This window comes from Klebsiella michiganensis (assembly GCF_002925905.1).
Taxonomy (GTDB): domain Bacteria; phylum Pseudomonadota; class Gammaproteobacteria; order Enterobacterales; family Enterobacteriaceae; genus Klebsiella; species Klebsiella michiganensis.
The window spans coordinates 1-17,389 of record NZ_PRDB01000009.1; the positions used below are offsets into that span (position 1 = coordinate 1).

Here is a 17,389-nt window from a genome sequence, read left to right on the forward strand (position 1 = left end):
TTGCTGAACTGCTGGAGCAGGAGGAATTTTTCCGGGTCGCTGGCGACAATTTCTTCGGCTTTCTGGATGGCGCCTTTCATCCCCTTGGCGCCTTCGGTCAGCACCAGGTTAGCGCCCAGGGCCTTCAGCAGCTTGCGGCGTTCGATGCTCATGGTCTCCGGCATCGTCAGCGTCAGTTTATAACCGCGCGCCGCAGCCACGTACGCCAGCGCGATACCGGTATTACCGCTGGTCGGTTCCACCAGCTCAACGCCGGGCTTCAGCACGCCGCGTTTTTCGGCATCCCAAATCATATTGGCACCGATACGGCATTTTACGCTAAAGCTCGGGTTACGAGATTCTACCTTTGCCAGGATGCGTCCGTTACCGATGCGGTTCAGTCGTACCAGCGGCGTATGGCCGATAGTCAGGGAGTTATCTTCAAAAATCTTACTCATGGCCCGTCCTTAACTGTATGAAATTTGGGAGTACGGCTTCAGCATACCCGCTTAAAGAATATGCGGAAGTAAGGATTTAGCATATCTATATTCAGAAGAGAAATAATGGCAAGCCAGAAGTAATAAGGAGCGGCATAAGCCGCTCCGAAAGCGATAGCGCTACTTCCACATGGCGTGTTTGTCACGGTAGCAATCGACCCACATCGCCGTCGCGCCGCAAATCGCGACGGGCAGGATGACCAGGTTTAGCACCGGGATCATGGTAAACAGGCTGGTCAGGGCGCCAAACTGCATATTGGTCACTTTGCGCGTGCGCAGCGCCTGACGCATCGTTTTAAACGGCACCTTATGGTTATCAAAAGGGTAATCGCAGTACTGAATCGCCAGCATCCAGGCGCTGAACAGGAACCACAGCACGGGGGCGACGGTCTGGCCGATACCGGGGATAAAGTAGAGAAGCAAAAGGACGATGGCCCGCGGCAGGTACCAGGCAAACTTCTGCCACTCGCGCTTCATGATGCGCGGAACATCTTTCAGGATGCCGAAAACCCCGACATCCGGCGGCGTCGCGCCCGTCAGGCGCGCTTCAAGCTGCTCGGCCAGCAGGCCGCTAAAGGGCGCGGCAATCCAGTTGGCGATTGTCGAGAAGAAGTAGCCGAAGACAAGCAGAATAGAAATGACCACCATGGGCCACAGCAGATAGTTAAGCCATTGCAGCCATTCAGGAACATGGCTCATCAACGAAGGGATCCAGCTGTCCAGACGCGTGAACAGCCACCAGAATGCGCCGCCCATCAGAATAATGTTGACGAGTAAAGGGAGGAATACGTATCGACGGATCCCCGGCAGCCCGATCAGCTTCCAACCCTGCGAAAAATAGTAGACGCCACTACGCGGGGTCGTTACGGATGATGAAACCATAGTCAGGTAATGCTCCTTTTTTGACATCCAGGCTGAATGCCGGGCTATTTTATCGGGTTAGCAGACAATAACCAGTTAGGAAATGTTCGAAAAAACAGCAAAAAGCACGATTTAGTTCATCTTTATGTAGTGAAAGCCCCCGACGCACTTGCACTTGATGTAATCGGCAAATACTCTTAGTGAGTAAATGTTTGCCGTGGTGGCAAGGTGTTAGAACAACAGAGAATATAATGATGCAGGATTTGCGTCTGATATTAATCATTGTTGGCGCGATCGCCATAATCGCTTTACTGGTGCACGGTTTCTGGACCAGCCGTAAAGAACGCTCCTCGATGTTTCGCGATCGCCCACTGAAACGTATGAAGTCTCGCGACGATGAAGCGTCGGAAGGCGACGACTTTGATGACGATGTTGAAGGCGTTGGTGAAGTCCGGGTTCATCGGACCAGTCATGCGCCGAATGGCGTTCATGGGGAGCATGAAGCACCTCGTCAGCCGCAGCACCAGTATCAGCCTCCTTATGAGCGTCAGGCGCAACAGCCACCTGTGCGCCCGGAAGAGCCTGTCCGTGCACCGCAGCCGCCGCAACATCAGCCCGTTCACGCCCAGGCCCCGGTCCAGCAGCCGCAGCGCGCCGTGCCGCCTCAGCAGCCGGTACAGCCGCAGCCCGTTCCGCATGTGCAGCAACCCGTTCAGCATGCGCAGCAGCCCGTTCAGCATGTGCAGCAGCCGGTTCAACAACCTGCCGCCGCTCCAGAGCCGCAGCCGGCGCCGGAACCTCAGGCCCCTGAGCCGCAGCAGGCCGCGCCGCAGCCTAAAGAGCGTAAGGAGACGGTCATCGTGATGAACGTCGCTGCGCATCACGGTTCGCAGCTCAACGGCGAGCTACTCATCAATAGCATCCAGCAGGCGGGCTTCAAATTTGGCGATATGAATATCTTCCATCGCCACCTCAGCCCGGACGGCAGCGGTCAGGTGCTCTTCAGTCTGGCCAATATGGTTAAGCCTGGCACCTTCAATCCTGACAGCATGGCGGATATGATGACGCCCGGGGTGACTATCTTTATGCAGGTTCCGTCCTTTGGCGATGAACTGCAAAACTTTAAGCTGATGCTGCAGTCCGCGCAGTACATTGCCGATGAAGTCGGCGGCGTAGTGCTGGATGACCAGCGTCGTATGATGACGCCGCAAAAATTGCGTGAATATCAAGACCGAATTCGTGAAGTGAAAGAGGCTAACGCCTGATTCATCTTCTTGCGTTTCATCTACTTATCCTGAACCCCCGCCCGTCGGGGGTTTTTTATCATTGATGGTGTGATATGGAATCGAACGAACAAAAACTGACTGAACTGCGAACCACGCTTCGCCATCATGAATATCTCTACCACGTCATGGATACGCCGGAAATCCCTGATGCGGAATACGATCGGTTAATGCGCGAACTGCGCGAGCTGGAAGCTCAGTACCCTGAGCTGATCACCCCGGACTCGCCCACCCAGCGCGTCGGTGCCGCACCGTTAGCCTCTTTTAGCCAGATTCGCCATGAAGTCCCGATGCTGTCGCTGGACAACGTTTTTGATGAGGAGAGCTTCCTCGCGTTCAACAAGCGGGTACAGGATCGCCTGAAAAATACCGATAACCTGACTTACTGCTGTGAGCTCAAGCTGGATGGCCTGGCGGTCAGTATCCTGTATGAAAACGGCCTGCTGGTGCAGGCGGCGACCCGCGGCGATGGAACGACCGGCGAAGATATTACCTCCAACGTGCGTACCATTCGCGCGATTCCCCTGAAGCTACGCGGTGACAATATTCCGCAGCGGCTTGAGGTGCGCGGAGAGGTGTTCCTGCCGCAGGCAGGGTTTGAAAAAATTAATGAAGAGGCGCGGCGAACCGGAGGTAAAGTCTTTGCTAACCCGCGTAACGCGGCGGCGGGGTCTTTACGCCAGCTCGATCCGCGAATTACCGCGAAGCGTCCACTCACTTTCTTTTGCTACGGCGTGGGCGTGCTGGAAGGCGGCGAGCTGCCTGCCAGCCACTCGGCGCGCTTGCAGCAGTTTAAGTCCTGGGGGCTGCCGGTCAGCGAGCGTGTAAAGCTCTGCCATACGCCAGAGGAAGTGCTTACTTACTATCGCCAGGTTGAAGATGATCGGCCGAAGCTGGGGTTTGATATCGACGGCGTGGTCATCAAAGTCGATTCGCTGGCGCTGCAGGAACAGCTTGGCTTCGTAGCCCGCGCGCCGCGCTGGGCGGTGGCGTTTAAGTTTCCGGCGCAGGAGCAGATGACTTTCGTGCGCGACGTTGAGTTTCAGGTCGGGCGCACTGGCGCCATCACGCCGGTTGCGCGTCTGGAGCCGGTACACGTCGCCGGGGTCCTGGTCAGCAACGCGACGCTGCATAATGCTGATGAAATCGAGCGTCTGGGACTGCGTATCGGCGATAAGGTGGTCATTCGCCGCGCCGGCGATGTTATCCCTCAGGTCGTGAACGTCGTGCTCTCAGAACGCCCGGAGGAGACGCGTGAGATCGTGTTCCCCACCCATTGTCCGGTATGTCATTCCGACGTTGAACGCGTGGAAGGCGAAGTGGTGACGCGCTGTACCGGCGGTCTGATCTGCGGCGCCCAGCGTAAAGAAGCGCTCAAGCATTTTGTCTCCCGTCGCGCCCTGGACGTTGACGGTATGGGCGATAAAATCATCGATCAGCTGGTTGAAAAAGAGTACGTGCATACGCCGGCCGATCTCTTCCAACTGACGCCGGGTAAACTCACCGGGCTCGATCGCATGGGGCCCAAATCAGCGCAGAACGTGGTGGATGCCCTGGAGAAGTCCAAAGAGACCACCTTTGCCCGTTTCCTTTATGCGCTGGGGATCCGCGAAGTCGGTGAGGCGACGGCAGCCGGTTTAGCGGCCCACTTTGGCACCATTGAGGCGCTGGAGCAGGCTTCAATTGACGATCTGCAAAAAGTGCCCGATGTCGGGATTGTGGTTGCCACGCACGTGCGTAATTTCTTTGCCGAAGAGAGCAACCGCGAAGTGATTGCTCAGCTGCGTAAAGAAGGCGTCCGCTGGCCGGCGCCGGTCGTGGTCAATGCGGAAGAGATTGATAGCCCCTTTGCCGGCAAAACGGTGGTTCTGACCGGTAGCCTGAGTCAGCTCTCCCGTGACGATGCGAAAGCCCGGCTGGTTGCGCTGGGGGCGAAGGTGGCGGGCAGCGTGTCGAAGAAGACCGACCTGGTCATCGCCGGGGAGGCGGCGGGCTCTAAGCTTGCCAAAGCGCAGGAGCTGGGAATTACGGTGATCGATGAAGACGAAATGCTGCGTCTGCTCGGAGAGTCGCGTGGATAAAGATCAGCTTATTGAGATTGCCAACACGGAAATGCCGTTTGGTAAATACAAAGGGCGGCGCTTAATCGATGTGCCGGAAGAGTATTTGCTGTGGTTTGCCCGTAAGGATCAATTTCCCGCCGGGCATCTTGGCGAGCTGATGGCATTAACGCTATTGATTAAAACGGAGGGGCTGACCAGCCTGGTCGAGCCCCTTAAGCGCCCGCGTTAGGCTTCGGAGGCGCGGCTTTTCTCCTGCGCCTGTAACGCTTCGGCCTGGCGCTTATAGCGCCGCGCCAGCACCGCACAGACCATAAGCTGAATCTGATGGAAGATCATCAGCGGCAGCACCATTATCCCCAGGATAGAGGTCGGGAAGAGAATGTTGGCCATCGGAATGCCGTTCGCCAGGCTCTTTTTCGACCCGCAAAAGACAATCGTAATTTCATCCGCTTTATTAAACCCGCACCTGCGCGCCACAAAGACGTTAATCGCAATCACAATCGCCAGCAGCACCATGCTGACAATAACGATAAACAGCAGCGAACCGACGCCGACTTTGTGCCAGATACCGTTAACAACCGCCTCGCTGAACGCCGAATAGACCACCAGCAGGATGGAGGTCTGGTCGGTTTTCGAGATCCACTTTTTATGTTTTGCCACCCAGTTGCCAATCCACGGACGAGAGAGATGTCCCAGCACAAACGGCAGCAGCAGCTGCAGCATGATTTTGCCAACCTGCTCCAGACTCCCCCCCGCACCGTGCAGGTTCATCAACAGGCCGACCAGCAGTGGGGAAATGAAGATCCCCAGCAGGCTTGAGGCCGAAGCCGAGCATACCGCAGCCGCCACGTTGCCGCCCGCCAGGGAGGTAAACGCAATGGCTGACTGGACGGTGGCGGGAAGAATGCAGAGATAAATAAACCCGGTATAGAGCGCCGGATCGACGTTAACGGGCGCCCACCAGGCGAACAGCACGCCAAGCACGGGAAAAACGATAAACGTGCTGCACATGACCCAGAGATGTAAACGCCAGTGGCTGCCCCCGGCAACGATCGCCTCACGGGAGAGCTTGGCGCCGTGCATAAAGAAAAGCAGCGCGATGGCGGCGGTGGTTAAATGTTCAAAGAAGGGGACAAATCCGCCGCGCGCAGGAAAAAAGGAGGCCAGCAGGACGACGGTGACTAACGTCAGGGTGAATGGATCAAGAATGCGGAAAAATTTCATAAACGCTCCTGAAAATCGATGTCGCTATTGTGCTTTCTTTAGTTTGAGAAATAAAATCGATTTATTGCATCTATTCATGAAAAAAAGAGATGAATTATTCGCTACGTCAGTTGAAGGTTTTTGTGACCGTTGCTCGCGTCAAAAGCTTTAGCCGGGCAGGGGAGAGTATTGGCCTGAGTCAGTCAGCGGTAAGCCACAGCGTGAAAGAGCTGGAACATCAGACCGGCGTACGCCTGCTTGACCGAACGACGCGCGAAGTGGTGCTCACGGAAGCCGGACAGCAGCTGGCGGCCCGGCTTGAGCGCCTGCTGGATGAGTTAAACGGCACGTTGCGTGAGGCCGGGCGCGTCGGGCAGCAGCTTATGGGAACCGTGCGGGTGGCGGCCAGCCAGACCATTTCCGCCCATCTGATCCCGCAGTGCATCGCCTACAGCAACCGTCGCTATCCGGAGATAGATTTTGTTCTGCACGATCGCCCCCAGCAGTGGGTGCTGGAGAGCATCCGTCAGGGAGAAGTTGATTTTGGCATTGTTATCGACCCTGGCGCCGCGACCGATTTGCAGTGTGAGGCGGTTCTCGCTGAACCTTTCCTGCTGCTTTGCCGTCGCGATCACCCTTTCGCTAAAAGGGATGCGGTGAGCTGGCATGCGCTGCATGACCAGCGGCTGGTTTTGCAGGATTATGCTTCGGGTAGCCGGCCGCTGATTGACGCCGCGCTCGCGGGATTCGCCGTTACCGCAAATATCGTGCAGGAAATCGGTCATCCGGCCACGCTATTTCCAATGGTTGAGTCGGGGATAGGCATCAGCATCCTACCTGCGTTAGCGCTGCCGCTCCCTCAGGGAAGTCATCTGCAGGTGAAGCGACTCACCCCGGTGGTGGAACGCCAGCTGATGCTGGCGCGGCGTAAAAACCGCTCGCTATCGACAGCCGCAGAGGCGCTGTGGGAGGTGGTGCGGCAGCAGGCTGGCCAGCTGACCGCCTTACGCGAAAACGACCCCTTGTATCAGAAATGAAATCAATAGCTTTTTAATATCAAACGTCCGGGAAAACTGTATTGGTAATCGATTGCGTAGCATCGTTATAACAGCATGGTAGCCAATCACTTTATCGATCTTTCAGTTTTTAAGGACAGCTTATGAGCGACACGCTTTTCTCACAGAATCCCTGGTATAGCGCCGATATTATTCGCGGATATAAGCCGGATTTTACGCCGCGGGTGGCCTTTATCCTGGGGTCGGGTCTAGGGGCGCTGGCGGAACAAATTGAAGATGCGGTGGCGATATCTTACGAAAAGCTGCCCGGCTTTCCGGTGAGTACCGTGCACGGCCATGCCGGTGAACTGGTGCTTGGAAATCTGGCCGGCGTACCCGTTGCCTGCATGAAAGGGCGTGGGCACTTCTATGAAGGTCGGGGCATGACGGTGATGACTGATGCCATTCGGACGCTAAAGCTGCTGGGGTGTGAACTGCTGTTTTGTACTAACGCGGCCGGTTCTTTACGTCCGGAAGTGGGGCCGGGAAGTCTGGTGGCGCTCAGCGATCATATTAACACGATGCCGGGTACGCCAATGGTGGGCCTGAATGATGAGCGCTTCGGCGAACGCTTCTTCTCCCTGGCCAACGCCTATGACGCGGATTACCGCGCCGTTCTGCAGCGCGTAGCGGAGGAGGAGGGATTTCCGCTGACTGAAGGCGTATTTGTCTCTTATCCCGGGCCGAATTTTGAAACGGCGGCGGAGATTCGCATGATGCAGATTATCGGCGGCGATGTGGTGGGGATGTCCGTCGTGCCGGAAGTCATCGCTGCCCGCCATTGCGAGCTGAAAGTGGTGGCCGTCTCAGCCATTACCAATCTGGCTGAGGGCCTCGGCGATGTGAAACTATCTCACGCGCAAACCCTGGCGGCGGCCGAACTCTCCCGGCAGAACTTTATTAACCTGATCTGCGGCTTCTTACGCAAACTGGCCTGAAAAAATAATAAATATTGACCCCGCTTGCGGGGTCTTACTTTAATGGCAAGGAACGGAAAAATGGGTATCGCCTCTCGCTTAAAACTCATGTCGTTTTTGCAATATTTTATCTGGGGTAGCTGGCTGGTCACCCTGGGTTCTTACATGATAAACACACTGCATTTCACCGGGGCAAATGTCGGCATTGTCTATAGTTCCAAAGGGCTGGCGGCCATTATCATGCCCGCCATTATGGGGATCGTTGCCGATAAATGGCTACGTGCAGAACGGGCCTATATGCTCTGCCACCTGGTCTGTGCGGGAGTGCTTCTTTATGCAACGACCGTCACCGATCCGGAGACGATGTTCTGGGTAATGCTGATTAACGCGATGGCCTATATGCCGACTATCTCGTTGTCTAATAGCATCTCCTATTCATGTCTGGCGCAGTCCGGCCAGGATCCGGCGACCGCGTTTCCTCCTGTTCGCGTATTTGGCACCCTTGGTTTTATTGTCGCCATGTGGACGGTGAGCCTGATGGGGCTGGAGCTGAGCAGCGCGCAGCTGTATATCGCCTCTGCCGCGTCGTTATTACTGGCGATTTATGCGCTTACGCTACCGAAAATTGCTGTGACCGAGAAGAAACCTGGCGCCACATTGGCCACGAGGCTGGGACTGGATGCATTCATATTGTTTAAAAATCCGCGGATGGCCATTTTCTTTTTCTTCGCGATGATGCTCGGGGCGGTACTGCAAATAACCAACGTCTTCGGTAACCCCTTTCTGCATGATTTCGCCCGCAACCCGGCGTTTGCCGACAGCTTTGTCGTACGCTATCCCTCTATTTTGCTTTCGGTTTCGCAGATGGCGGAAGTCGCCTTTATTCTCACCATTCCATTCTTTCTGAAACGCTTTGGCATTAAAACGGTCATGCTGATGAGTATGCTGGCGTGGACGCTGCGCTTTGGCTTTTTTGCCTTTGGCGATCCGTCTCCGTTCGGTTTTGTTCTGCTGCTGATGTCGATGATCGTTTACGGCTGCGCATTCGACTTTTTTAATATTTCAGGATCGGTGTTCGTAGAGCAAGAGGCGGGGGCGCATATTCGCGCCAGCGCGCAGGGGTTGTTTATGACCATGGTGAACGGTGTTGGCGCATGGGTAGGTTCGGTTCTCAGCGGCATGGCCGTGGATTACTTCTCTGTTGATGGCGTAAAAGAGTGGCAGACCATCTGGCTGGTCTTCGCGGCCTATTCATTGCTGCTGGCGGTTGTTTTTGCTGTGTTCTTCAAATATAAACATGAACCTGAGAAATTAATGAAAAAAGCGCTGACGCATTAATCCTCTTCCGCGGCGGGCACATGTTCCGCCGTTTCATTTTTTCTGATGCAGTGTGGTAACTTTGCGCATTATCTTTATGCCTCAGGAGCGCATGACCCATGGAACGCACGCATCGTATCGATCTGAAGTTATTGCGCTATTTTCTGGCTGTTGCCGAAGAGCTGCATTTTGGTAGTGCGGCGGCCCGTCTGAACATGTCGCAACCTCCGCTCAGCATTCACATTAAAGACCTGGAGCAGCAGCTTGGCACGCTGCTGTTTGTTCGCCACTCCCGCAGCGTAGCGTTGACCCACGCAGGGAAAATCCTGATGGAGGAGTCCCGTCGTCTGCTTTCCAGCGCGAATCAGGCGCTGGCGCGCGTGGAACAGATTGGGCGGGGTGAGGCGGGACGGGTAGAGCTGGGCGTGATAGGTACGGCTATGTGGGGAAAAATGCGTCCGGTGATGCGGCGTTTTTTGAAAGAGAACCCTAACGTAGAGGTGCTTTTTCGCGAGAACATGCCCGCCATGCAGATGGCGATGCTGGAACGACGCGAGCTGGACGCCGGCGTCTGGCGGATGGCGACAGCGCCTTCTCCTGGATTTACCAGCCTGCGCTTGCACGAATCCTCTTTTCTGGTGGCCATGCCGGAAGAGCATCCGCTTGTCGCGCGTAAGGCGATCCCGCTTGCGGCTTTGCGTAACGAATATTTTGTCACCATGCCTTCAATACATACCGACTGGAAGTTTTTGCAGCGCGTGTGCCAGAGCGCCGGATTCTCGCCGATGATTATCCGTGAAGTGATGGAGCCGCAAACGGTTCTGGCGATGGTCAGTATGGGGATAGGTATTACGCTCATCGCTGATAGCTATGCGCAAATGACGTGGCCGGGGGTGGTGTTTCGTCCGCTGGAAGAACGCATACCGGCAGATTTGTATATCGTCTATGACCAACAGCAGGCGACGCCCGCGCTGGAGAAGCTGATTGCGGCGCTGGTGAATTGATGGTCAGTGCCGGATAGCAAGATGAAGGCCCGTGTCGGCTTTGTCTATCGCAGATAGCAAAAAAGCGCCTTTAGGGCGCTTTTTTACATTGGTGGGTCGTGCAGGATTCGAACCTGCGACCAATTGATTAAAAGTCAACTGCTCTACCAACTGAGCTAACGACCCGAAGTGGTGGGTGATGACGGGATCGAACCGCCGACCCCCTCCTTGTAAGGGAGGTGCTCTCCCAGCTGAGCTAATCACCCACTTCGGTACTTCATTTTACGGCAAGAAATCCAGCTGGCGAGAAAGTGGTGGGTGATGACGGGATCGAACCGCCGACCCCCTCCTTGTAAGGGAGGTGCTCTCCCAGCTGAGCTAATCACCCACTTCTCAATTTCTTGCTACACGGCGGAGACTACGTAAAGTAGTTGGTGGGTGATGACGGGTTCGAACCGCCGACCCCCTCCTTGTAAGGGAGGTGCTCTCCCAGCTGAGCTAATCACCCCCGCTGTGTGGAGTCGCATTATAGGGAGAGTTGAAAATGAGTCAACGCCTTTTCTAAATAATTTGTTTGTTCGTCGTAAAATTAAACAAAACGATCGCAATGTCATCCGTGGCGCATGATTTATAAACAAAAAGGGGAAAGCGTGACGTTGAAACGGTAACAACATTGAGGAATCAGCCCACGGTGTTAGAATATTCCTCCATAAAATCCAACGAACACTGCCGCGTGTCGGCACCTTTATCAAACGTAAGGCCACTTCATGAAAATCAAAACTCGCTTCGCGCCCAGCCCGACAGGCTATCTGCACGTTGGCGGCGCGCGTACTGCTCTCTATTCCTGGCTTTTTGCACGTAATCACGGCGGTGAGTTTGTGCTGCGTATTGAAGATACCGATCTTGAGCGCTCCACGCCGGAGGCCATTGAAGCCATTATGGATGGTATGAACTGGCTGAGCCTGGAATGGGACGAGGGTCCGTACTTCCAGACCAAGCGTTTTGATCGCTACAACGCCGTTATTGATGAAATGCTGACAGCGGGCACGGCCTATAAATGCTATTGCTCTAAAGAGCGTCTGGAAGCGCTGCGTGAAGAGCAAATGGCAAAAGGCGAGAAGCCCCGCTACGACGGTCGCTGCCGCCATGGCCACGAACATCATGCTGATGACGAACCTTGCGTCGTCCGTTTTGCCAACCCGGAAGAGGGTTCCGTTGTTTTTGACGACCAGATCCGCGGTCCGATCGAATTCAGCAACCAGGAGCTGGACGATCTGATTATCCGCCGTACCGATGGTTCTCCAACCTACAACTTCTGCGTCGTGGTTGACGACTGGGATATGGAAATCACCCACGTTATTCGCGGCGAAGACCATATCAACAATACCCCGCGCCAGATTAACATCCTGAAAGCGCTGAATGCGCCGGTGCCGGTTTACGCCCACGTCTCGATGATTAACGGCGACGATGGTAAGAAACTGTCCAAGCGCCACGGTGCGGTCAGCGTTATGCAGTATCGCGACGACGGCTATCTGCCGGAAGCGCTGCTGAACTATCTGGTGCGTCTGGGATGGTCCAGCGGCGACCAGGAGATTTTCTCTCGCGAAGAGATGATTAAACTGTTCAGCCTGGGGGCGGTGAGCAAATCGGCGAGCGCGTTCAATACGGAAAAGCTGCAGTGGCTGAACCACCACTATATCAACTCGCTGGCCCCGGAGTACGTGGCAACGCATTTACAGTGGCACATTGAGCAGGAAAATATCGACACCCGTAACGGCCCGCAGCTGGCTGAGCTGGTGAAGCTGCTGGGCGAGCGCTGCAAAACCCTTAAAGAGATGGCGGCGAGCTGCCGCTATTTCTATGAAGATTTTGCCGAGTTTGATGCCGATGCGGCGAAAAAACATCTGCGTCCTGTTGCTCGTCAGCCGCTGGAAGTGGTGCGCGACAAATTAGCCGCTATAAGCGACTGGACGGCGGAAAACGTCCATCATGCGATTCAGGCGACGGCCGATGAGCTGGAAGTGGGGATGGGAAAAGTGGGAATGCCGCTGCGCGTCGCGGTGACCGGTGCGGGTCAGTCTCCGGCGCTTGATGTGACCGTCCATGCGATCGGTAAATCACGTAGCGTAGAACGTATCAACAAGGCGCTGGCCTTTATTGCTGAGCGCGAAAGCCAGCAATCCTGATCCTGATACAGCGATTGTTAAACGGCGGGGATAGCGAACCCCGCCGTTTTTTTTGCCCGTTACTTCGCATCAGTAATGCCAAGCCGGGACAGAAACCCGCTGATCCCCTCGCGCGCAAGAAAATCCCGCAGGTGCAGCTGCTCAGTTGGGGTCATCAGGTGCATGGTCTCGACAATCTGGCGCCAGATTGTGTCCGCATCGTTCACAAAGTATTTGACGGGCGGTTCCGCCAACTGGTTATCCATGGTCAGATGCCGCAGCGCCGGGATATTTGCCAGGAAATCGATCACCGACCTGTCGATGACGATAAGACGAGCGCGTCCGCCTTTGACTCCGGGGATCGGTTCCGTCCGCCATTTTTGTTCTCTGGCCCAGCGGTTTATGGTTTGCCGGGCGAGGTTAAGGCACTCGGCGAGCTCCGCTGGGGTCATTTTATCTTTAAGTTTCATCATGCTTTCACCGATCGCGAATACCGAGTCGGTTGAGTAACCCGGTGATCCCTTCACGCAGCAGCAGCGACATCAGCAGCTTTTGCTCTCCCGGCGTCATCTCTTTACACAGGGTAAGCAGCAGAGATTCGAGATCGTTATCCGTTGCGGAATAGGGGACAGGGTTTTCGGCCACGCGCTGCGCGCTGCGAATAAACTCGCGAACCTGCTCATTAACATGTACGAGGCGCGCTTTGCCGCCCTGTACGCCGGGGCGCGGGGACGTTTGCCATCCCTCTTTACGTACCCATTTGTTAATCGTTTGCCGACTGAAGCCAGTCAGATGCGCTATTTCTTCAGGTGTCATTCGTTCCTTGAGCATACTATTTCCTGAGTAAATATGTGGGAATTAGTTGCACATGTTATAGCATCCTTTTAAAGGAAAGAGTGACATGTTTAACTTCTGGCTGCGATAAGGCTCGCAATGTCAGCCGTTTGCCTGCTTTTTCAGCGATCAAATAGCCGGGATTGATTTTGCCGTTGACACCTGGCGAAGGAATTCATATTATGCCGCCCGTCAACACGACACGCTTTACGTTACGGGGCTATAGCTCAGCTGGGAGAGCGCTTGCATGGCATGCAAGAGGTCAGCGGTTCGATCCCGCTTAGCTCCACCAACACCTGCACCCATCAGGTTTGGTTCGTAAAGAGGTCCTGTGGGGCTATAGCTCAGCTGGGAGAGCGCTTGCATGGCATGCAAGAGGTCAGCGGTTCGATCCCGCTTAGCTCCACCAAATTCGGAACCCTCGCTACGGCGGGGGTTTTTTGTTTGTCTGGCGGAGGAAATGTAAAGCATTCTCTGAATAAGTCAGCAAACCTCTGCGTTAAGTAATTTCAGATTTTTTCACTATTTAAAATCTTGCCTGCCTTTATTAAGCAACATAATATCTGTTGCCTGAATATATTTGTTGCAGCCGGAGTTTTAATTAACAATAATGCTTGATCATCTTAACATTAAGATCAAAAAAACTCTGCTGGCGCTCCTGGTCTGCTTTATCGCAATTCCGCTGTCCCGATTTATTTCCCCACAAACCATTATTGACGGAAATCAAATTTATCTGGCATGGCTACCGCTGAGCTTAATGTATTCCGTACTTTTTATTTTTGGCCGCTACGCCGTTGCGCCATTGATTATCGCGTTTGCGATCACTAATGCCTGGATAATCGATCTGACGCTAACCCAGGCGCTGATCCTGCTATTTTGCCAGCTCTTTTCAGTTTTCCTGTCCTGCGCGATTGTTCGCTTTCAGCTTGGAAGGCGCTGGCGCGCTGGGCTGACGGCAAAACATATGGGCGCGAGGATTTTTTGGGGAGGCTTTTTTGCACCGCTCCTTTTGAAGGTCACCATGTATCTGGCGGGGCGTTTTTTTGCTTTTCCGTTGGCAATATCCAGCTATTTCGGCAGTATGTCGGTTATTTACACCATTATCGATATACAAAGCCTGATTAGCGCCGCATTAATTTTCACGACATTCTTTTATTATCCGTTGCGGATGATTATCAGTCCACGTTATGCACGAGCATTCTGGCGTAATCTTTGCCACTCATGGCGGGCGGGCGAGCAGCGGGTATTTACGTTGTATTGGTTTGTGGCCCTGGCGGCAATATTACTGGTGCTGTGTACGCCTTATGATTCTGTTTTTATTGCCGGTTATTTAGTCCCGCTTATTTTCATTTTATACTTCATTGGTATTAGCCGCTTGGGGCATACGCTGATTCGCATTTCATGGTCCGTTTCAGCCTTTTTACTCGTGGCGTATAACCAGAATTTTTTACACGGCGTACAAACTGAATATTCACTGTCGTTTGTTCTTTCGGTACTCATTTGTTTCACTATCTGCCTGTTTTATATGGCGGATATCTACGCTCGCAGTGAAAGAATGAAGTTCAGGTGGCGGGATCAGGCGGAAGAAGATCCGCTAACCGGTTTACCGAATCTGCGCGCGCTGGAGAGTCACCTGCAGCGGAATCCTGCTGTGGCCATCAGCAGCCTGCGCATTCAGAATCTGGACTTCCTGAGCCGCCATTATGGCATGATGATGAGAGTGGAGAGCAAACGGCAGATAGCCCGGAAGCTACAGCCGCTATTAGCTCCCGGCGAGCGAATATTTCAGCTCCCCGGCAGCGAGCTACTGCTGGTACTGAAGGGGCCGGAGCCAGAGGCGCGGTTAAGTCATATTGTTTCCACGCTTAACCATAAAAAATTTAGCTGGAATAACCAGGCGTTAGATCTGGAATTTGGCGCATCGTGGGGCGGCTACCGCGGCATAGAATCTGAGCTTCACCCGATGCTTGGTCAGCTTAGCTGGTTATCGGAGCAGGCCGGCGCGGCGCGGCGCGTATTACCGCTGGACGCGGCGCAAGAGCAGATTTCCGATCAAACGAGCGAACAGGTACGGCTGCTGGCGAAGATTAAGCAGGCGCTTAACGAACGTGGGCTGGTACTGTACGCCCAGCCTATCCGGGACGCCTCCGGCGAGGGGTATTACGAGATACTGAGTCGTATGCGCTGCGGCAATACCATCATTACGCCCGATCGGTTTATCCCGCTGATTGCGCAGTTTAACCTGAGCCAGCGTTTTGATATGCAGGTGCTGGAAACGCTGTTTAGTTCGCTCAATCACCATCATGGCCAGCATTTCTCCGTCAACCTTCTGCCCTATACGCTGATGCAAAAGGATAGCGCGGCGCAAATCATCGCGCTGTTTAAACGCTATAACCTGTCGGCGGAGGCGATAACGATTGAAGTTACCGAAGAGCAGGCGTTTTCCGATGTCGAGACCAGCATGCATAACATCCAGCTGCTGCGAGATTTCGGTTGCGGTATAGCGATTGATGACTTTGGTACCGGCTACGCTAACTACGAGCGTCTGAAAAGCCTGCAGGCCGATATCCTGAAAATTGACGGCTGCTTCGTGCGCGATATCGAGACCGATCCGCTGGACGCCATTATGGTCAAATCCATTATTGAAATGGCTAAGGTTAAGAAGATGAAAGTGGTGGCGGAATACGTTGAAACGCCGGAGCAGCGGGAAAAGCTTCTCGAGTTAGGTGTCGATTATCTCCAGGGGTATCTGGTGGGTAAGCCGCTGCCGTTGAGCGAACTGCGGGCATGAAAAAGCCGGGACTTGCCCGGCTTTCGCGATACCGCTGACGAATTACAGTACCAGCGCGGCGATAGACGCAGAGAGCACGCTCACCAGCGTAGAACCGTACACCAGCTTCAGGCCGAAGCGGGAAACCACGTTACCTTGCTCTTCGTTCAGGCCTTTAATCGCGCCGGCGATGATACCGATAGAAGAGAAGTTGGCGAAGGAGACCAGGAAGATAGAGATGATGCCTTCCGCACGCGGAGAGAGCGTGGCGGCAACTTTCTGCAGATCCATCATGGCGACGAATTCGTTAGAAACCAGCTTGGTGGCCATAATACTTCCTACCTGCAGCGCTTCACCTGCCGGTACGCCCATCACCCACGCAACCGGATAAAAGATATAGCCGAGGATCCCCTGGAAGGAGATGCTATAGCCGAACCAGCCGGTGACGGTGGCGAACAGGGCGTTCAGCGCGGAAATCAGCGCGATAAAACCAATCAGCATGGCGGCCACGATAATCGCCACTTTAAAGCCTGCCAGGATGTATTCACCCAGCATCTCGAAGAAGCTCTGTCCTTCATGCAGGTTAGACATCTGCAGATTTTCTTCGCTTTCGTCAACGCGATACGGGTTAATCAGCGACAGCACGATAAAGGTGCTGAACATGTTCAGTACCAGCGCCGCAACTACATATTTCGGCTGCAGCATGGTCATGTACGCGCCCACGATAGACATGGATACCGTAGACATCGCGGTCGCCGCCATGGTGTACATGCGGTTGCGGGACATCTTGCCAAGAATATCTTTATAGGCGATGAAGTTTTCGGACTGGCCCAGAATCAGCGAGCTGACAGCGTTAAAGGATTCCAGCTTGCCCATGCCGTTGATTTTGGACAGCACGGTACCAATCGCGCGAATGACGATAGGCAGAATACGAATATGCTGCAAAATACCGATCAGCGCAGAAATAAAGACGATCGGGCACAAAACCTTCAGGAAGAAGAACGCCAGGCCTTTGTCGTTCATGTTGCCGAAGACGAAGTTTGTCCCTTCGTTGGCGAAACCGAGAAGTTTTTCAAACATCTCGGAGAAGCCCTTCACAAAACCCAGACCAATGTCAGAGTTCAGGAAGAACCAGGCCAGCAGCACTTCAATGACAAGCAGCTGAATGACATAACGAATACGAATCTGCTTACGGTTGTGGCTGACCAACAGGGCCAGAATGGCCACCACTACGATCGCGAGAATAAAGTGCAGGACGCGGTCCATATTTGCTCCAAATATGAGGCAGGTTAAATTTCTGTGCACATTCTATGTAACAAGCGCAAAGAAAACGAGAGCCAGCACACACTATTGCAAGGATATGTGACTAATGGCAAAAATAGTGATCAACCATGCATTTTTGTTATGTTACGTAAAGGTTTTAAAAGTTGCTCGGTTGTACTATTCTGGTGATTAATTAAAA

At 54.0% G+C, this 17,389-nt stretch carries 15 protein-coding genes and 6 tRNA genes; 11 read left to right on the forward strand and 10 right to left on the reverse strand.

All coding sequences use genetic code 11. The features are described 5' to 3' along the window. A partial coding sequence (locus CDA56_RS18390; protein WP_139536124.1) for a pyridoxal-phosphate dependent enzyme occupies nt 1-437 on the reverse strand: 437 nt, incomplete at its 3' end. 159 nt (nt 438-596) lie between these two features. Then, nucleotides 597-1,358, reverse strand: coding sequence for a sulfate transporter CysZ (cysZ, locus tag CDA56_RS18395; protein ID WP_009654873.1), 762 nt, complete (start codon nt 1,356-1,358; stop codon nt 597-599). Nucleotides 1,359-1,588: 230 nt separating this feature from the next. Here cysZ and zipA point away from each other — a divergent pair, with 230 nt between their 5' ends. The 3 genes from zipA (at nt 1,589) to CDA56_RS18410 (ending at nt 4,912) form a co-directional block, all read left to right on the forward strand. Continuing rightward, entirely contained in the window at nt 1,589-2,602 is a 1,014-nt protein-coding gene (gene zipA, locus CDA56_RS18400) for a cell division protein ZipA (protein WP_014230313.1), read from the forward strand. Between the two features lie 74 nt (nt 2,603-2,676). Then, the gene (gene ligA, locus CDA56_RS18405) at nt 2,677-4,701 is read left to right on the forward strand and encodes an NAD-dependent DNA ligase LigA (RefSeq protein WP_103814832.1); all 2,025 of its coding nucleotides are present in this window, start codon (nt 2,677-2,679) and stop codon (nt 4,699-4,701) included. Continuing rightward, nucleotides 4,694-4,912 carry a DUF3820 family protein gene (locus tag CDA56_RS18410; protein WP_004123346.1) on the forward strand — a complete coding sequence of 73 codons (219 nt, stop codon included), beginning with the start codon at nt 4,694-4,696 and terminating at the stop codon, nt 4,910-4,912. The genes ligA and CDA56_RS18410 overlap by 8 nt, the downstream gene beginning before the upstream one ends. Here CDA56_RS18410 and CDA56_RS18415 read toward each other — a convergent pair. Beyond that, nucleotides 4,909-5,907 carry a bile acid:sodium symporter family protein gene (locus tag CDA56_RS18415; protein ID WP_004852990.1) on the reverse strand — a complete coding sequence of 333 codons (999 nt, stop codon included), beginning with the start codon at nt 5,905-5,907 and terminating at the stop codon, nt 4,909-4,911. The two genes, CDA56_RS18410 and CDA56_RS18415, sit on opposite strands and share 4 nt — an antisense overlap. Before the next feature lie 89 nt (nt 5,908-5,996). On the opposite strand from CDA56_RS18415, the gene CDA56_RS18420 reads away from it, so the two are divergent. From CDA56_RS18420 to CDA56_RS18435, 4 genes are all read left to right on the forward strand, one after another. After that, a complete protein-coding gene (locus CDA56_RS18420) occupies nt 5,997-6,923 on the forward strand; it encodes a LysR family transcriptional regulator (RefSeq protein ID WP_032693079.1) in 927 nt (308 codons plus the stop codon). A 122-nt stretch (nt 6,924-7,045) separates the two neighbouring features. After that, a complete protein-coding gene (gene xapA, locus CDA56_RS18425) occupies nt 7,046-7,879 on the forward strand; it encodes a xanthosine phosphorylase (RefSeq protein ID WP_014230309.1) in 834 nt (277 codons plus the stop codon). A gap of 60 nt (nt 7,880-7,939) precedes the next feature. After that, entirely contained in the window at nt 7,940-9,196 is a 1,257-nt protein-coding gene (locus tag CDA56_RS18430) for a nucleoside permease (RefSeq protein ID WP_103814834.1), read from the forward strand. A 98-nt stretch (nt 9,197-9,294) separates the two neighbouring features. Beyond that, nucleotides 9,295-10,179, forward strand: a complete 885-nt coding sequence (locus CDA56_RS18435; protein ID WP_104011390.1) for a LysR family transcriptional regulator — start codon at nt 9,295-9,297, stop codon at nt 10,177-10,179. Nucleotides 10,180-10,268: 89 nt separating this feature from the next. Here CDA56_RS18435 and CDA56_RS18440 read toward each other — a convergent pair. The 4 genes from CDA56_RS18440 to CDA56_RS18455 form a co-directional block, all read right to left on the reverse strand. Further along, a tRNA-Lys gene (locus CDA56_RS18440) sits at nt 10,269-10,344 on the reverse strand. 4 nt (nt 10,345-10,348) lie between these two features. Beyond that, nucleotides 10,349-10,424 (reverse strand) — tRNA-Val (locus CDA56_RS18445). 46 nt (nt 10,425-10,470) lie between these two features. Beyond that, nucleotides 10,471-10,546: transfer RNA gene (locus CDA56_RS18450), tRNA-Val, on the reverse strand. A 44-nt stretch (nt 10,547-10,590) separates the two neighbouring features. Next, nucleotides 10,591-10,666 (reverse strand) — tRNA-Val (locus CDA56_RS18455). Between the two features lie 259 nt (nt 10,667-10,925). Between CDA56_RS18455 and gltX the strand changes: the two genes are divergently transcribed. After that, nucleotides 10,926-12,344 (forward strand): glutamate--tRNA ligase, encoded by a 1,419-nt coding sequence (gene gltX, locus CDA56_RS18465; RefSeq protein ID WP_064377551.1) that lies wholly within the window; start codon nt 10,926-10,928, stop codon nt 12,342-12,344. A gap of 59 nt (nt 12,345-12,403) precedes the next feature. Here the strand turns inward: gltX and CDA56_RS18470 are convergent, their stop codons facing one another. Then, a complete protein-coding gene (locus CDA56_RS18470) occupies nt 12,404-12,796 on the reverse strand; it encodes a YfeC-like transcriptional regulator (protein WP_032720507.1) in 393 nt (130 codons plus the stop codon). Nucleotides 12,797-12,800: 4 nt separating this feature from the next. Continuing rightward, nucleotides 12,801-13,154, reverse strand: coding sequence for a YfeC-like transcriptional regulator (locus CDA56_RS18475; RefSeq protein ID WP_004852968.1), 354 nt, complete (start codon nt 13,152-13,154; stop codon nt 12,801-12,803). 219 nt (nt 13,155-13,373) lie between these two features. On the opposite strand from CDA56_RS18475, the gene CDA56_RS18480 reads away from it, so the two are divergent. The 3 genes from CDA56_RS18480 to CDA56_RS18490 all read left to right on the forward strand — a co-directional run bounded on the left by CDA56_RS18480 (nt 13,374) and on the right by CDA56_RS18490 (nt 15,948). Then, nucleotides 13,374-13,449, forward strand: a tRNA-Ala gene (locus CDA56_RS18480). 41 nt (nt 13,450-13,490) lie between these two features. Next, nucleotides 13,491-13,566, forward strand: a tRNA-Ala gene (locus CDA56_RS18485). A 201-nt stretch (nt 13,567-13,767) separates the two neighbouring features. Next, nucleotides 13,768-15,948, forward strand: a complete 2,181-nt coding sequence (locus CDA56_RS18490) for an EAL domain-containing protein (RefSeq protein WP_102802949.1) — start codon at nt 13,768-13,770, stop codon at nt 15,946-15,948. Nucleotides 15,949-15,990: 42 nt separating this feature from the next. On the opposite strand, the gene CDA56_RS18495 is transcribed toward CDA56_RS18490, so the two are convergent. Next, the gene (locus CDA56_RS18495) at nt 15,991-17,193 is read right to left on the reverse strand and encodes a NupC/NupG family nucleoside CNT transporter (RefSeq protein WP_004104312.1); all 1,203 of its coding nucleotides are present in this window, start codon (nt 17,191-17,193) and stop codon (nt 15,991-15,993) included. Nucleotides 17,194-17,389: the final 196 nt, after the last annotated feature.

Bases quoted from the DNA above. Each gene is read 5' to 3' on its own strand.
- cysZ (WP_009654873.1), bottom strand. From the start codon at position 1,358: ATGGTTTCATCATCCGTAACGACCCCGCGTAGTGGCGTCTACTATTTT.
- zipA (WP_014230313.1), top strand. From the start codon at position 1,589: ATGATGCAGGATTTGCGTCTGATATTAATCATTGTTGGCGCGATCGCC.
- ligA (WP_103814832.1), top strand. From the start codon at position 2,677: ATGGAATCGAACGAACAAAAACTGACTGAACTGCGAACCACGCTTCGC.
- CDA56_RS18415 (WP_004852990.1), bottom strand. From the start codon at position 5,907: ATGAAATTTTTCCGCATTCTTGATCCATTCACCCTGACGTTAGTCACC.
- CDA56_RS18420 (WP_032693079.1), top strand. From the start codon at position 5,997: ATGAATTATTCGCTACGTCAGTTGAAGGTTTTTGTGACCGTTGCTCGC.
- xapA (WP_014230309.1), top strand. From the start codon at position 7,046: ATGAGCGACACGCTTTTCTCACAGAATCCCTGGTATAGCGCCGATATT.
- CDA56_RS18430 (WP_103814834.1), top strand. From the start codon at position 7,940: ATGGGTATCGCCTCTCGCTTAAAACTCATGTCGTTTTTGCAATATTTT.
- CDA56_RS18435 (WP_104011390.1), top strand. From the start codon at position 9,295: ATGGAACGCACGCATCGTATCGATCTGAAGTTATTGCGCTATTTTCTG.
- gltX (WP_064377551.1), top strand. From the start codon at position 10,926: ATGAAAATCAAAACTCGCTTCGCGCCCAGCCCGACAGGCTATCTGCAC.
- CDA56_RS18470 (WP_032720507.1), bottom strand. From the start codon at position 12,796: ATGATGAAACTTAAAGATAAAATGACCCCAGCGGAGCTCGCCGAGTGC.
- CDA56_RS18475 (WP_004852968.1), bottom strand. From the start codon at position 13,154: ATGCTCAAGGAACGAATGACACCTGAAGAAATAGCGCATCTGACTGGC.
- CDA56_RS18490 (WP_102802949.1), top strand. From the start codon at position 13,768: ATGCTTGATCATCTTAACATTAAGATCAAAAAAACTCTGCTGGCGCTC.
- CDA56_RS18495 (WP_004104312.1), bottom strand. From the start codon at position 17,193: ATGGACCGCGTCCTGCACTTTATTCTCGCGATCGTAGTGGTGGCCATT.